We start from the raw sequence: 16,346 nt of genomic DNA on the forward strand, positions 1-16,346 counted from the left end.
TGCATCAAACGTGTTACTACTATCCCACACTTCTATTTTCCCAAATTATCACGTGGTGATGTATTCAAAAAAAATTCAACAGGTAATTTTTTTGAATACATGTAAAAACATGATACTATTTAGTCAAAAGGAGGCTTGGAGGAAAATATGTTACGGAAATTGTTATCATCCACTTCACAAAAGAAACTACAGCTGATTGAGTATTTATTGGACGATCAAGGCACCAGTCTTCACGATTTAGCACTGAAATTTTCTATCTCCATGTCCTCAGCAAAAACCTATATCGCAGAAATTGACAATGAATTTTCGTTTCTGGACTTACAATTTGATGATTTTTCAGCGGTTCGCTTGCACTTACATCCCTTTGCTACTCGTTTGGATATTTACAGCCACTTTTTGAACCGTTCTTCTGCGTTTCAATTACTGGAATTATTGTTTTCTTCCAGTTTTACCAGTTATGATATGCTGGCGCTGGAATTAAATTTAAGCAAATCATCGATTATTCGTTTAATTAAGAGGATCAACTTGATTCTGGCTCCTTTTGATTTCTTTATCGCAACCAAACCTATCCAGTTAAAAGGCAATGAAAAGAATATTCGCCAATTTTTTCTGATTTTCTTCTTGGAGAAATACCAATATGAATTTATCGACGCCAACATCAATCAAGAACAGGAATTTTTGAAAATCGCCCATATTATGGCAGCAGCGACGCCCTTAAATCTCTATTTTTCCGATATCAAAAAGATCGCTTTTGTCATCTATATCAATACGAAGCGTGACCGTTTTGCTGCCTCTGAAACCAATGCGGATCATATCGAGTATTTTTTAGAAAAAATCGACTTGAGTGAATTTACTGGCTACACCCGTGCCTATGTAGAAAAAATGGTTGGCTATGTCACGACGCACATTGGGCAAGACCCCGCTGTCTTTCACAAAACCAAACAAGAATTTTATCATTTGACGAAGCAATTGTTTCGAAAATACAACTACCGTGAAAGCAATTTTGAAGAAAAGCTGGATGCCGTCGTCTTTTCCTATTTTCTTGGGATCAATCTGCAGGTTCCTTACTGCATTTTGGATGATCGCTTCGACCGCTTTGTTGCTAATTGTGATTTTGTTCAGCAAGCAGTCAACCAAGACATCATTCAGCTTTTGACCCATTCGAGTTTACCGATCATTCGACCAAGTACGATCAATTACCTGATTTATATTTTTCATACTTCTTTTCCCAATTTTGCCAAAGAAATCATCGACGCCAATGCTGACTTTCACTTAGCCTTGTTCTATGATACGAATAGTTACCATACGGAATTTATCCAGACGAAAATTCAACAGTTTATTCCCTATCAGCTAACGATCACGATTTTAAATCCTCTAGACTCGTTTTCACTGACTATGCTGGATGAGACCTATGATCTGATCATCGGCAATCTGACACCTTCAAGCAGAAAAAATGTGTTTCATTATGCGGATATCAATCTGACTTCAAATGACTTGGCTTTTATTGCGCAGCAGATTCAGGAAAAAGGGATCGCCAATTTACAAAAACGGCAGGAAGACCGATGAAAAACAAAAAAGCCCCTCAAAAGGAGCTATTGAAGTGCTATCCCTTCAGAAGTTAGAGCAACTTCTGAGGATACAAGCTTCGTTTCACTTTTGGCGGGGCTTTTTAGTATGCCAAGAGCGTTCAACATTTGATCCTATATAACTACAAAAAAAGCTTGCCATTCCGAAGAATGACAAGCTTTTCCGTCACACTGAGTTAATCAGGTGCTGGGCATTGATTAGTTTTGGCTGTTCAATGCGTCTTCAGCAGCCATTTGTGCTTCGATGTCTGAGATGCTGTAGACATTTTCGCTGGCAACTGTTACTTCTTTTGGTTCCATTTCACGGTAACGAGGCATACCAGTACCAGCTGGGATGATCTTACCGATGATAACATTTTCTTTCAATCCAAGAAGTGGATCTTTCTTGCCGCGGATCGCTGCATCGGTCAACACACGAGTGGTTTCTTGGAAGGACGCAGCAGACAAGAAGCTGTTGGTTTCCAAGGATGCTTTCGTGATCCCTAATAGGACTGGACGGCTAGTTGCAGGAACGCCGCCGGCTACCAATGTGTCGTAGTTGCGGTCTTTAAAGTCGGCGATATCCAACAATGTTCCTGGCAAGATGCCTGAATCACCTGGATCCATGACGCGGACTTTACGCAGCATTTGACGAACCATTACTTCGATATGTTTGTCGCCGATTTCTACCCCTTGCATCCGGTAAACGCGTTGAACTTCTCGTAATAGGTAGTTTTCAACAGACAAGACATCGCGAACTTGTAACAGTTGTTTTGGATCGATCGATCCTTCCGTCAATGGCGCACCACGATGGATAAAGTCGCCTTCTGCTACTTTCATCCGGGCAGTATAAGGAACGGTATACGTACGCGTATCGGTTTCCCCTTTGATGGTCACTTCTTTGGTCCGAGTTGAAGGGTCTTCTGAGATATCGATGACTTCTCCGGTAACTTCGGTAATGACCGCTTGTCCTTTCGGATTACGGGCTTCAAAGATTTCTTGGACACGAGGGAGACCTTGCGTGATATCGTCTCCGGCAACCCCGCCGGTATGGAAAGTACGCATGGTCAACTGAGTACCAGGTTCACCGATTGATTGGGCAGCGATGGTACCGACTGCTTCCCCAACTTCAACTTCAGAACCAGTGGCTAAGTTGCGGCCATAACAATGTTTACATACACCATGTTTGGTGTTACATGTAAAGACAGAGCGAATGGATACTGTTTCGATACCAGCGTCCACGATGGCTTTAGCTAAATCTTCAGTGATCAATTCATTGACCCCTAGAAGGACTTCGCCAGTTTCAGGATGGATCACTGATTTACGTGTGTAACGTCCAATCAAACGTTCTTCTAAGGATTCGATGATTTCGTTTCCTTCGCGAATTGCTTGAATGTCTAAACCACGGTCAGTGCCACAATCGTCTTCACGGATGATGACATCTTGGGCAACGTCAACTAGACGACGTGTCAAGTAACCGGAATCGGCTGTTTTCAAGGCGGTATCGGTCATCCCTTTACGGGCACCATGGGTCGAGATAAACATTTCCAAGACAGATAGACCTTCACGGAAGTTTGAGATGATCGGCAATTCCATGATTCGTCCGTTAGGCGCGGCCATCAATCCACGCATCCCAGCAAGCTGAGTAAAGTTGGAGATGTTACCACGGGCACCGGAATCAGACATCATGAAGATTGGGTTTTTCGCTTCCAATGATTCCATCAGTTTTAACTGAATTTCATCTTTGGCTGCATTCCAAACACCAATAACTCGTTCATAACGCTCGTCATCGGTAATCAAACCACGACGGAATTGTTTCGTGATCGTTTCTACTTGTTTGTGGGCATTGTCGATGATGTCATGTTTTTCGTGCAAGTTCATGATATCAGCGATACCAACGGTGATACCTGCCATTGTTGAATGGCTGTATCCTAAGTCTTTCATGCGGTCAAGCATGCGTGACGTTTCAGTGATGCGGAAACGTTTGAAGACTTCTGAAATGATATTTCCTAAGTTTTTCTTCTTGAATGGGCCCACAAGCTCTTGTTCTTTAATGAAGGCAGGCACATCTGTACCAGCTTCAATAAAGTACTTGTCTGGTGTTTGAACCGTCAAGTTGTAGTCAGTCGGTTCGTTCAAGAATGGGAATTCTGGCGGCATGATCGAGTTGAAGATCACTTTACCTACCGTTGTTACCATCAAACGTTGTTTTTGTTCAGACGTGAATGGTTTGTCCCCTAAAGTGTTTGGATTGATGGCGATCCGTGTGTGTAAATGCACGTAGCCATTGCGCCATGCCGTAACTGCTTCGTCCATGTCACGGAAGATCATGCCTTCCCCTTCACGGCCTTCTTCTTCCATCGTCAAGTAGTAGTTCCCTAGGACCATATCCTGAGATGGTGTTACAACTGGTTTTCCGTCTTTTGGATTCAAAATGTTTTGGGCTGCTAACATCAGCATACGTGCTTCTGCTTGCGCTTCTTCGTTCAATGGTACGTGAACGGCCATTTGGTCTCCATCGAAATCGGCATTGTAGGCTTCACAAACAAGTGGGTGCAAACGAATGGCACGGCCTTCAACTAAGACTGGTTCAAATGCTTGGATACCTAATCTGTGAAGCGTAGGTGCCCGGTTCAATAGCACTGGATGTTCTTTGATAACATCTTCTAAAACATCCCAAACTTCGTCTTCTTGACGTTCGATTTTGCGTTTGGCATTTTTGATGTTTGACGCGATTTCACGAGAAACAAGCTCACGCATCACGAATGGTTTGAACAATTCGATCGCCATTTCTTTTGGCAGACCACATTGGTACATTTTCAGGAATGGACCAACGACGATAACTGAACGACCTGAGTAGTCGACCCGTTTTCCTAGCAAGTTTTGACGGAAACGACCTTGTTTCCCTTTCAACATGTGAGAAAGAGATTTCAATGGGCGGTTCCCTGGCCCTGCGACTGGACGGCCGCGACGACCGTTATCGATCAAGGCATCGACTGCTTCTTGCAGCATCCGTTTTTCATTTTGAACGATGATGTTTGGTGCATTCAAGTCTAACAAGCGTTTCAAACGGTTGTTACGGTTGATTACACGACGATACAAGTCGTTCAAGTCACTTGTGGCAAAACGTCCACCTTCTAATTGCACCATTGGGCGCAAATCAGGCGGGATAACTGGGATAACGTCCATGACCATCCAGCTTGGTTTGTTTCCTGAAGCACGGAATGCTTCTAAGATATCCAAACGGCGGATCGCACGCGTCCGTTTTTGACCAGTTGCGTTTTTCAATTCTTCTTTCAATTCAGCAACTTCGCCTTCAAGATCAACGCCATCTAATAATTGTTTGATGGCTTCGGCACCCATCGCTGCTGAAAATTCTTGACCGTATTGGTCACGTTTTTCACGGTATTCCCGTTCAGTCAATAGTTGTTTTTTCTCAAGGCTGGTGTTTCCTGGTTCAATCACTACGTATGAAGCAAAGTAGATGATTTCTTCCAATGCACGTGGGCTCATGTCTAAGACAAGACCCATCCGTGAAGGAATGCCTTTGAAGTACCAAATGTGTGATACTGGTGCTGCTAATTCAATGTGTCCCATGCGTTCACGACGCACTTTTGAACGTGTTACTTCCACGCCGCAACGGTCACAAACGATGCCTTTATAGCGGATCCGTTTGTATTTGCCGCAAGCACATTCCCAGTCTTTGGTTGGACCGAAAATACGCTCGTCAAACAACCCTTCGCGTTCAGGTTTTAACGTACGGTAGTTAATGGTTTCTGGTTTTTTTACTTCACCATAAGACCAGCTTCTGATTTTTTCAGGAGAAGCCAAACCGATTTGCATACTTTCGAATTTATTTACATCGATCAAAAAAGGTTCCCTCCATTTCATTTCATGGACATATCCGATAGAACGGGGGCTATTTCCGCTAGTGGCGGAAATAGCGAGGGCCGTCTATTATTGCAAGCGATCTTCTGCTGTCTCGATTTGTTGGTTCAACGCGTCGGCGGCATTTTTAGCTTCTGTTTGTGCTTTTTGTTCTAATTCGCGGGCTGTTTGTTGCTCCGCAAATTTTGTTAAGGCATCAACGGTGATCAAATCATCATCGTCATCATCCATATCACGTAGTTCGATCTCTGCATCATCGATATCTAGGACACGCATGTCTAGACCCAGTGATTGCAATTCTTTTACTAATACGCGGAATGATTCTGGTACACCTGGTTTTGGAATTGGTTCCCCTTTGACGATCGCTTCGTATGTTTTCACACGACCAACCACGTCATCTGATTTGTAGGTCAAGATTTCTTGCAAGGTGTAAGCAGCACCATATGCTTCCAGTGCCCAAACTTCCATCTCTCCGAAACGTTGTCCACCAAATTGGGCTTTTCCTCCCAATGGTTGTTGAGTAACCAATGAGTAAGGTCCAATGGAACGGGCATGCAATTTATCATCGACCATGTGGGCCAATTTGATCATGTACATGACACCAACGGAGATGCGGCCATCAAATGGTTCGCCGGTACGTCCGTCGTAAAGCACTGTTTTGGCATCGCTGGCCATTCCTGCTTCAGCAACCGTTGCCCAAACATCTTCATCGCTGGCACCATCAAAGACTGGTGTTGCCACGTGAATGCCTAGTTGACGCGCAGCCATTCCTAAGTGTAACTCTAATACTTGTCCAATGTTCATCCGAGAAGGTACCCCTAATGGGTTCAGCATGATGTCGACTGGTGTGCCATCTGGTAAGAAAGGCATGTCTTCTTCTGGCATAATGCGAGAAACGACCCCTTTGTTTCCGTGACGTCCGGCCATTTTATCCCCTTCATGGATTTTCCGTTTTTGAACGATATAAACGCGAACCAGCATGTTCACACCTGGTGACAATTCATCGCCAGCTTCGCGGGTAAAGATTTTGACATCGTGGACGATTCCGCCGCCGCCGTGAGGCACGCGTAGAGAAGTGTCACGCACTTCGCGGGCTTTTTCACCAAAGATTGCGTGCAATAAACGCTCTTCTGCTGAAAGTTCCGTTACCCCTTTTGGCGTGACTTTCCCAACAAGCAGATCGCCATCTTTGACTTCCGCACCAATGCGGATAATCCCCATTTCGTCTAGGTCTTTCAATGCGTCTTCCCCAACGTTCGGGATTTCGCGAGTGATTTCTTCAGGTCCTAATTTTGTGTCGCGGGCTTCTGATTCATATTCTTCAATATGGACAGAAGTGTAAACATCATCTTTCACCAAACGACGGCTCATGATGATGGCATCTTCATAGTTGTACCCTTCCCAAGTCATGAATGCGACTAAGACGTTTTGTCCTAGTGCCATTTCGCCTTGTTCCATAGATGGGCCATCTGCTAAGATGTCGCCTTTTTCGACTTTTTCACCAAGTGCTACTAATGGACGTTGGTTGTAGCTGGTTCCTGAGTTTGAACGACGGAATTTGGTAACAGAATAAACGTCCAATGCGCCATTGTCACGACGAACGCGCACTTCGGCTGCATCCACGTATTCTACGATCCCATCATGTTTACATAACAAAGCAGCTCCTGAGTCATGTGCTGATTTGTATTCCATACCAGTACCAACCCAAGGTGCTTTCGGATTGATCAATGGTACAGCTTGCCGCTGCATGTTGGCTCCCATCAAGGCACGGTTGGAGTCATCGTTTTCCAAGAAAGGAATACATGCGGTTGCGACTGCGACTACTTGTTTTGGTGATACGTCCATGTAGTCGACTTTATCGATCGAAACTTCCAAGTTTTCAGAAGTAGCACGCGCCATAACAACGTCGTTTACGAAAGAGCCGTCTTCATTTAACAAGCTGTTTGCTTGGGCCACAACGTAGTGGTCTTCGGTATCGGCAGTCAAGTAATCGATCTTGTCAGTAACACGGCCTGTTTCGCGGTCAACTCGACGGTATGGTGTTTCAATGAAGCCATACTTGTTGACTTTGGCATAAGAGGCCAAGCTGTTGATCAACCCGATGTTTGGTCCCTCAGGCGTTTCGATCGGACACATACGGCCATAGTGGGAATAGTGAACGTCTCGGACTTCATAGCCGGCACGGTCACGGGTCAAACCACCAGGTCCTAAGGCAGATAGACGACGTTTATGGGTCAACTCACCCAGTGGGTTTGTTTGGTCCATGAACTGTGACAACTGAGAAGAACCAAAGAATTCTTTGATACTTGCGACAACCGGACGAATGTTGATCAATTGTTGCGGTGTCAAGGTTTCGGTGTCTTGGATCGACATCCGTTCACGCACGACACGCTCCATCCGAGCAAGCCCGATCCGGAATTGGTTTTGCAATAATTCACCAACAGAACGAATCCGACGGTTTCCTAAGTGGTCGATGTCATCGACATTGCCAATGCCTTCCATCAAGTTGAAGAAGTAGCTCATTGAAGCAATGATGTCTGCTGGACGAACCGTACGTGTAGCAGTATCTGGATAGCCATTACCGATCACGTTGACTTCTTGTTCTGGATCTTTTGGTGAAAAGACTTTGATGACTTGGACGGTCATTGGTTCGGTCACGACCCCATCTTCTGATGGATAGTACGTTACACTGTTTAAGCCATTATCGATAAATGCGCCTAGTGTTTCCATGACTTGGTGAGTCAAAACAGTGCCTTTTTCAACAATGATCTCGCCTGTTTCAGGGTCAACCAAGGTTTCTGCTAAGGTCAAGTTCAATAGACGTGTTTTCAAGTCTAATTTTTTGTTTACTTTGTAACGACCAACATTTGCTAAGTCGTAACGTTTTGGATCGAAGAAACGTGCGTTCAGCAAGCTGCGTGAGCTGTCTGCTGTTTTTGGCTCGCCTGGACGAAGACGTTCGTAAACATCTTTCAATCCTTCTTCGGTACGAGAATCGCTTGCGTTTTTATGCAAGTCTTTTTCGATCGTGTTGCGCAATGATTCACTGTCGCCGAAAATTTCAAAGATCGTGTCATCAGAACCAAACCCTAGGGCACGGACTAAGACCGTCAAAGGAATTTTACGGGTACGGTCAATCCGTACGTAAGAGATATCTTTGGCATCAGTTTCCATTTCTAACCACGCACCGCGGTTAGGGATAACAGTTGAACCAAAGCCTTCTTTGCCGTTTTTATCGACTTTGCCATGGAAATATACACCTGGAGAGCGGACCAACTGAGAAACAATAACCCGTTCTGCCCCGTTGATGATAAAGGTTCCTTGTTCAGTCATTAATGGGAAATCACCAAAGAATACTTCTTGGGATTTGATTTCCCCAGTTTCACGGTTCGTCAAACGCAAAGTAACATGTAATGGTGCCGAATAGTTTGCATCATGGGCACGGGCTTCTTCTACTGTATACTTTGGTTCTTTCAATTCATAATCCACAAATTCTAGGGACAAGTTACCGTTGAATCCTTCGATTGGCAAAATATCTTCAAACATTTCTCTTAGGCCCTCATCTAGGAACCATTGGTAAGAGTCGGTTTGAATTTCAATCAAATTCGGTAATTCTAATACTTCACTGATCCGTGCGAAACTTCTACGTTCGCGATGCTTTCCGTATTTTACTACGTGTCCAGCCAAGCTCTTCACCTCTTCATAAAGTCTTTCAAAAAGGCTATCCGATTATTTACAAAACTGTAACAAATATTAAATATAGGTTACAGAAAGCATTTTTTGCGGCTTTTAGGCAAAAAAAAACCAAAAATAGAACGGATGCATTGGGCATTTTCTACTTTTGTTTCCTTATTCCTAAGCCGAAACGGACAATATTTCGTTTCTGCTTTTTTCGTTCAGATAGTTTTTGCAACTCCTTATTATACAGATGAAGCACTTTTCTGTCAAGCTTTCATTGGAAGTTACAATGCTTTTCTGACGCACCCATTTCCTAAGATTTTCTAAAGAAAAAAATGAACCGAGTGCGGACTGTTTTTCGTAAGAAACTACTTTGCTTTTTGCCGATTTCTTGCTATGCTAACGAAAACGTTACACGTGAAACATTAGGAAGGATATCCTTATGACGACAAAAGAAAAAATACTGACCTTATTACAAAAAGAAGATACTGTACTGTCCGGAGAAAAACTAGCCCAAGCCTTGTCGATCTCTCGTACAGCAGTCTGGAAAGCCATTAAAGAACTTGAGAAAGAAGGCTATCATTTCGAACACTTGGCCAACGGCTATCGCTTTGTCTCCGCTGACCGCTACGATCAAGCAGCACTTGCAGCCGCCTTGCCGATGATCCCCACGATTCAAATCAAGGATGCTGTTGAGTCCACCATGAAAGAAGCCAAGATCGCCGCTTTGGATAATGGACTGGCAACCCCCGCCCTTTTTTTGACCGAAACGCAAACAGGCGGTCATGGCCGCTTCGAACGACCGTTTTTCTCACCGAAAAAACAAGGGATCTACATGAGCTTGCTCTTAAAACCCAACCAAGCGTTTCAAGAATTGCCGCAATATACCGTTTTGGCTGCGGTGGCAGTCGCAGAAGCCATCGATGCCCTTCTAATGAAGGAAACGGCCATTAAGTGGGTCAACGATCTGTACTTAGATGGAAAAAAAATCTGCGGTATTTTGTCTGAAGCAACCAGTGACTTTGAAACAGGCCGCATTACCTCGGTTGTGATCGGTATCGGCATCAGTTTTTCGATTCCGCAACAGCAGTTTCCAGTAGAGATTCGGGAAAAAGCGACTTCACTCTTTCCTGGTGAAGAGTATCCAACCTTTTCTCGGGCAACCTTGATCCAAGAAATTTGGCGCCGTTTCTTCCAATTATTGGCAAAGCTGCCTGACATGGATTATATGGCCCGCTATCGGCAGAAATCCTTCGTTTTGGGCCGCACCGTTCGGTTTACACAACAAGGTGTGACCTATGAAGGAATCGCCAAAGACATTACTAACACCGGTGAATTAGTGGTGGAAACAGCAACGGAGCGCAAGGTGCTTTCTTCTGGAGAAATCAGTTTGGAACGGTATTGATGCTGCAAAAAGTCGCAAATCCGCTTGCTGATTCGCTGCTTTCGTAAGGAATCAGTCAAGCATAAATGCTCCATAAACAGATCTGCTTATTCCGAGGGGTCATACAAAAGAACAACCTAGGCAGCTCCCCTTTCTATCGGGTTTAGCCACCGTCACTAAAACTTTACTGTTGCAATCAGGATCGCAGAGAAAGCGAGCCTCATCTTTTCATACTAAGTAGGATGCTCGTTCTTTTATCATGTCTTTTCTACAGTTTTTATGCGCTATTTCATTCCCCACATAAAAAAGATCGACCTGCTCTTTCAAGAGCGGGTCGATCTTTTCTTTTACAGCAATTGCCACAGCAGACACAAAAGTAAGCCCAAGGCATAGCTGCTGTTGAATAAAATCATGTTCTTAATCGAATAGCCGAAACTACGTGGGTGGGGCAGGCTGGCTTGATGCTCTTTCAAATTTTGGTGGATTTTCGGCAGTGTCAGAAACACGAGCAAAATCGGCCATTGGAAGAGACCAAACAGGAAGCCCAATAAAATAGCGGCGTAGGAAGCTAGCATCATTCCTTGAAACAGACGGATACCTGCTTCACGACCGATGTAGTACACCAGTGTGTAGCGGTGATTTTCGATATCGGCTTCCAGATCCCGCAAGTTATTGGCTAACATGATGTCAGCAATCGTGAAAATCAATGGCAAAGATGCCAACACGATGGCACACACAGCCCAGAGGTTCCCCACTAAGCCAAAGGTCCCGTTCGCAAAATCCAGTGCCAGATAAAACACTTTTTGATCAATAGTATTGATATAGATCGTGATGGCAAAAATCCCTAATCCCATCGTTACGCCGCTGAACACCTCGCCTAAAGGCATCCGCGATAACGGAATGGGGCCAAAGGTATAAAAGACTCCGATAAAGCAAACGACCAACCCCATCACTAGCAGCAACCAGCCAGTGACAAACGACAAGTAAAGACCAATTAACAAGGTTCCTGCCAACATCGCAAAAATCAGATTGCGAACAGTAGCTTCTGAGATGTTTTCTCGCCCGATCACATTGTGCTGGTATTTGTAGGTTTCTGATTTGGCTTTTTTGAAATCCATATAATTGTTGATGGACGTCGTCGTCAAATCAAACAGCAGCATCCCCAGAAAAAAGATTGCGGTATTCAAAGGATGAAATTCATGAAAATACACCAACGAGAACAACACACCCATAATGAAGGGGAAGACACTGGCCACTTTGGTACGGATCTCCACTACTTCTAAAAACACTGAAAGAGACATCTTTCACTCCTCCTATTCTAAATCAGCACGATCACCCATCGTGTAGCCTGATTCCTCTGAAAGCTCAAAGGTATCTTTGATGCCGTCTGTAACGTACACTTTATCTTCTTTTGTGATAAAGATCGCATCGGTCCCCTTTTCGGTATGCTGTTCGATATAAGCCAAGCCTTCTTTGACCCCTTTATCAAACGCCACCGTAGTCAACCCGTCACCATCGATGGATTTGTCGGTGATCACAGTCACACTTGCTACATCGCTATCGTAAGGATAGCCAGTCTCAGAATCAAAAATATGGTGATACGTTTTGCCGTCTACTTCTAAGTAGCGTTCGTAGATCCCTGAAGTAACCACTGTTTTATTGGTTTCTTTGATACTACCGATAATCGAGCCGCGAGATTTGTTCGGGTCTTGGATTCCGACATTCCATGGCTCATCTGTGCCGCGGTTACTATGACCTAATACATAGACATTCCCGCCCAAATCGACGATCGCGGAAGTCACGCCATTGTCCTTCAACACTTTGACGACTTCGTCCGTGATATAGCCTTTAGCGATCGCCCCAAGGTCAAGGATCATGTCCTTGTCTTTTAAATAAACGGTTTGATCTTCATCGTTAAACTCGACTTGTTCATAATTGATATGTTTCAATGCTTCATCGATCTCAGATTGCTCTGGCTTGCGGGCATCATCAAAGCCGATTCGCCATAATTGGGTGATGGCACCGATGGCCATGTTAAAGCCGCCATCTGATCTCACACTGTAATCGTAAGCTTCTTTTAGCAAATAATAAATATCATCCGAAACCTTCACTGGTTTGATGCCAGCTTGCGCATTGATTTCATCGATCTCTGATCCTGCTTGGTTGATGGTGATTTTATCGCCTAATTCTCTGATGCGGTCAAAGGCTGGCTTCATAGCGTCCTCTTTGCCTTCATCATAAATGCGGATTCGAGTATAAGTGCCTAATAAAAATTCTTCTTGAAAATATGGTTCTTCCCGCAGCGTCGTTGCTTCCTGATTACTGCCACAAGCTGCCAACATTGTGCCTAAAAAAACAAACATCAGAAAAAACGTTACTTTCTTTTTCATGATTTTCCTCTTTTCTATTGTCTTCAACCTTCATATAATAGCCTTTTTTTGGCAGAATGAAAAGGGGCATTCCGTGATTTCTCAAGGTATTTTAGGAATCCTTAATCGATGCTTTCCATCATTAAAGAACCCATTTCTTTTTAAAAAAAGTACTCACCAGATTGCTTTTTTTTGCACGAACTTTTCCCCTCTCATGGCTGCCCACGAAAAAAAGACAGCACTCAAAGCGAATGCTGTCCTCTTAATGGAAAGAAGTTGTGATTATTCAGTAACGAAGTTATCGACTTCAATGGTTGTTTGGTCACCTTTTTCAGCTGCATTCAACAATTGTTGTGCATAGATAACAAAGCTGTGGAAGCTGTGGGTTGCACCAGAAACGACGTCCATGTCTGCCACAGAACCATCTTCAGCATTGACTGCAGAAACAAAAGCTTCATTGAAGTTTGGAATGAATTCTTCTGGACCAGTACCAGATTTTGCTTCCATGTTTTCATTGTATTCTGCATCATCTTTTTTCGACTCGCCGGCTTCGTTTAGGTAGTCGTAGTTTGATTCAGAGATTTTGCCGTCAGCCACAGTCATTGAGAAGACTACGCGGTAACCGTTTGAGTAGTTCTTTTCTTCTAATGTATAGGTTCCGTCTTTCAAGTCTGCACCATTGTCGATTTCAATGGTTTCCGTGTTGCCTGCTTGCGCCGCTTGAATCAATTGTTGTGCATAGTTTTGGAAGGAATCAAAGGAATGAGTCGCGCCAGAAACTACTTCGATTGAAGAAGGGCTTTGTGCGGCAACTAACTCTTCATTGAATTTAGGAATAAATTCTTCTGGGCTGATGCCTGCTTTTTCTTTCATCGTTTCATTGTATTCAGTGTTTTCTGTTTTTGATTCGCCATCCGCATTGACGTTGTCATATTTTGATTCAACGATTTTGCCGTCTTTGACTGTGATCTCAAATGTGACACGGTAGTCGTTTTTGTAGTTCTTTTCTTCTAAACGATACGTACCATCTTGCATTGGCTCGCCTGCAACGACGGTTGCTTCTGAGCTTTCTGTAGTTGCAGAATCGCTTGCAGAAGTTTGTGATGTACTTTCACTAGTTGACGAAGAACCTGTATTGTTGTTGTCCGCTCCGCATCCCCCTAACAATAATGCTGCGAATGAAAATACCGCCATACCTACAATCAATTTCTTTGCTTTCATAATTATCCACCTTTTACTTGTTTATTTTACCCACAAAAAAGTTTGTGATACATCTAACATTGTAAAGTAAATTTACGAGATGTCAACCGCTTCCTTTCCGCTTTTTCAATAAAAAATGACTTATTTTTTGATTTTCGCAAGTTTTCACGAATTTCAGGAAATATGCGTTTTTTTCATCAGAATCGTTAGACAAATGAACCATTTGTCTATATAATAGGAACGATTGTGTAATTATTATCATAGATTATTTTTATTAAGGAGAGATTTGCAATGGCAAAGAAAAACATTGTCGTTGTCGGTGCCGGTTATGCAGGCGTTTCTGCTACGAAGTACATGGCAAAGAAATTGAAAAAAGACAATGATGTTGAGATAACATTGATCGACCGTCACTCTTATCATACGATGATGACTGAACTGCATGAAGTCGCTGGAGGACGTGTAGAACCTACCGCAATTCAATATGACTTGCAGCGCTTGTTCTCACGCAAGAAAAATGTTCGTTTAGTAACCGATACAGTAACTGGGATCGATAAAGAAAATAAAACCGTCCAAACAAAATTAGGCAGCTATTCATTTGACTACTTGATCTTAGGGATGGGTGGCGAACCGAATGACTTCGGTACACCTGGTGTCAAAGAAAATGGCTTTACTCTATGGTCATTTGACGATGCTGTCCGCATTCGCGAACACATTGAAAAAACTGTCGCAAAAGCAGCGATCGAACCAGATGCAGCATTACGTAAAGCAATGTTGACGTTTGTCGTTTGTGGTTCTGGATTTACTGGGATCGAAATGATCGGTGAACTGATCGATTGGAAAGATCGTTTAGCTTCCGATTATAAATTGGACCCAAGTGAAATCAGCTTGAAAGTCGTTGAAGCAATGCCAACGATCTTAAACATGCTTGATCGTAACGATGCAGCCAAAGCAGAACGTTACTTGAAGAAAAACAATGTTGATCTTGTCTTGAATGCACCTATCGTTGAAGTGGCACCTGACCACATCAAACTAAAAGATGGTTCAACGATCCCAACCCACACATTGATCTGGACTGCCGGTGTCAAAGGAACTAGTGATGCTGCTGATTTCGGTTTAGAAACAGCCCGTGGTTTCCGTCTAGTTGCCAATGAGTACATGGAAGCAAAAGGCTACGAAGACAAAAACATCTATATTATTGGTGACTTGGTTTACTTCGAAGAATTCCCGAATACACCAACACCACAAATCGTGCAAGCAGCTGAACAAACAGGTCACACTGCAGCAACGAACATCGTTTCAGCCATCAAAGGCGGCGAAAAACATAAATTCAAAGGAAACTACCAAGGATTTATGGTTTCGATCGGTGCCAAATGGGGCGTGGCGAACTTATTCAATAAGATTCACCTGAGCGGTTTCTTAGCGATCATTATGAAACACATCGTTAACTTGAAATACTTCTTTGATATTCGTTCTGGTTACTACATGTTCCAATACTTGATGCATGAAATCTTCCACATCAAAGATGACCGGACAGTAGCCCGTGGTCACACGTCTCGTTACGGTAACGTCTTGTGGAGTGTTCCGCTTCGTATTTTCTATGGTCTTGTCTGGTTCGTTGAAGCCTTCAAGAAAATTTTAGGTACGAATGGGGAAGTCTTCAAACCTGGTACTTGGTTCGGTGAAGGTTCTTGGTTCCAAGGCAACAGCGTATTCCCTTGGACTTGGGAATACCAAACAGTCGCTGATGCAGCAAGTGGTGCTAGTGAAGCAGCCGATGCAGCAAGTGCCGCTAGTGGTGCCGGTGAAGCAGCCGATGCAGCGACACAAGCCGCACACTTCGGTTTGAGCTATGCCTACGGTGAGCAACCAATGATCGTGATTGAAAAATCACCTGACTGGTTCACAAAAGTTATGCAATTTATCATGCCAAACAACGACGTTGCAATGTTCTTCCAAAAATTCATGGTCTTCTTTGAAATTGCTTTAGCTCTTGCATTGATGGCTGGTCTCTTCACTTGGTTAGTAAACGCAACGACTATCGTTTTAGTGTTGACTTTCTGTATGTCTGGTATGTTCTACTGGGTAAACATCTGGTTCATTCCAGTTGCATTTGCCTTGATGAACGGTTCAGGACGCGCAGTCGGTTTAGACCGTTGGGTAATTCCATGGTTGCAACGTACCCTTGGAAAATGGTGGTACGGTACCCCTCGCTCCTTATATGGCAATAAATAAGCCAGCAAAATAGAATACCTGTACGACTTC

General features: G+C 43.6%; 8 protein-coding genes. 3 read left to right on the forward strand and 5 right to left on the reverse strand.

The features are described 5' to 3' along the window. The first annotated feature begins 147 nt into the window (after window positions 1-147). Entirely contained in the window at window positions 148-1,566 is a 1,419-nt protein-coding gene (locus tag IGI69_RS16200) for a helix-turn-helix domain-containing protein (protein ID WP_086338825.1), read from the forward strand. 218 nt (window positions 1,567-1,784) lie between these two features. On the opposite strand, the gene rpoC is transcribed toward IGI69_RS16200, so the two are convergent. Together rpoC and rpoB are read right to left on the reverse strand one after the other, a co-directional pair. Then, window positions 1,785-5,435, reverse strand: a complete 3,651-nt coding sequence (gene rpoC / locus IGI69_RS16205; protein ID WP_015510610.1) for a DNA-directed RNA polymerase subunit beta' — start codon at window positions 5,433-5,435, stop codon at window positions 1,785-1,787. Window positions 5,436-5,522: 87 nt separating this feature from the next. Next, complete coding sequence (rpoB, locus tag IGI69_RS16210; RefSeq protein WP_008381746.1) at window positions 5,523-9,140, reverse strand: DNA-directed RNA polymerase subunit beta; 3,618 nt, start codon at window positions 9,138-9,140, stop codon at window positions 5,523-5,525. A 433-nt stretch (window positions 9,141-9,573) separates the two neighbouring features. Between rpoB and IGI69_RS16215 the strand changes: the two genes are divergently transcribed. After that, on the forward strand, window positions 9,574-10,536 hold the full coding sequence (locus tag IGI69_RS16215; RefSeq protein WP_086338826.1) for a biotin--[acetyl-CoA-carboxylase] ligase: 963 nt from the start codon (window positions 9,574-9,576) through the stop codon (window positions 10,534-10,536). A 326-nt stretch (window positions 10,537-10,862) separates the two neighbouring features. On the opposite strand, the gene menA is transcribed toward IGI69_RS16215, so the two are convergent. From menA to pplA, 3 genes are all read right to left on the reverse strand, one after another. Continuing rightward, window positions 10,863-11,816, reverse strand: a complete 954-nt coding sequence (menA, locus tag IGI69_RS16220) for a 1,4-dihydroxy-2-naphthoate polyprenyltransferase (protein ID WP_438741436.1) — start codon at window positions 11,814-11,816, stop codon at window positions 10,863-10,865. Window positions 11,817-11,828: 12 nt separating this feature from the next. Then, the gene (locus IGI69_RS16225) at window positions 11,829-12,905 is read right to left on the reverse strand and encodes an FAD:protein FMN transferase (RefSeq protein ID WP_086332804.1); all 1,077 of its coding nucleotides are present in this window, start codon (window positions 12,903-12,905) and stop codon (window positions 11,829-11,831) included. Between the two features lie 261 nt (window positions 12,906-13,166). Further along, a complete protein-coding gene (gene pplA / locus IGI69_RS16230; protein WP_438741440.1) occupies window positions 13,167-14,105 on the reverse strand; it encodes an extracellular electron transfer flavoprotein PplA in 939 nt (312 codons plus the stop codon). Between the two features lie 270 nt (window positions 14,106-14,375). On the opposite strand from pplA, the gene IGI69_RS16235 reads away from it, so the two are divergent. Next, window positions 14,376-16,316, forward strand: coding sequence for an NAD(P)/FAD-dependent oxidoreductase (locus IGI69_RS16235; RefSeq protein ID WP_005230327.1), 1,941 nt, complete (start codon window positions 14,376-14,378; stop codon window positions 16,314-16,316). The last annotated feature ends 30 nt before the right edge of the window (window positions 16,317-16,346 follow it).

It is taken from the genome of Enterococcus sp. DIV1083b, from assembly GCF_051713705.1.
In the GTDB taxonomy this organism is placed as follows: Bacteria; Bacillota; Bacilli; order Lactobacillales; family Enterococcaceae; genus Enterococcus_D; species Enterococcus_D casseliflavus.

What these genes read in the sequence shown, in the direction of transcription:
- IGI69_RS16200 (WP_086338825.1), top strand. Translation starts at nt 148, where the DNA reads ATGTTACGGAAATTGTTATCATCCACTTCACAAAAGAAACTACAGCTG.
- IGI69_RS16215 (WP_086338826.1), top strand. Translation starts at nt 9,574, where the DNA reads ATGACGACAAAAGAAAAAATACTGACCTTATTACAAAAAGAAGATACT.
- menA (WP_438741436.1), bottom strand. Translation starts at nt 11,816, where the DNA reads ATGTCTCTTTCAGTGTTTTTAGAAGTAGTGGAGATCCGTACCAAAGTG.
- IGI69_RS16225 (WP_086332804.1), bottom strand. Translation starts at nt 12,905, where the DNA reads ATGAAAAAGAAAGTAACGTTTTTTCTGATGTTTGTTTTTTTAGGCACA.
- pplA (WP_438741440.1), bottom strand. Translation starts at nt 14,105, where the DNA reads ATGAAAGCAAAGAAATTGATTGTAGGTATGGCGGTATTTTCATTCGCA.
- IGI69_RS16235 (WP_005230327.1), top strand. Translation starts at nt 14,376, where the DNA reads ATGGCAAAGAAAAACATTGTCGTTGTCGGTGCCGGTTATGCAGGCGTT.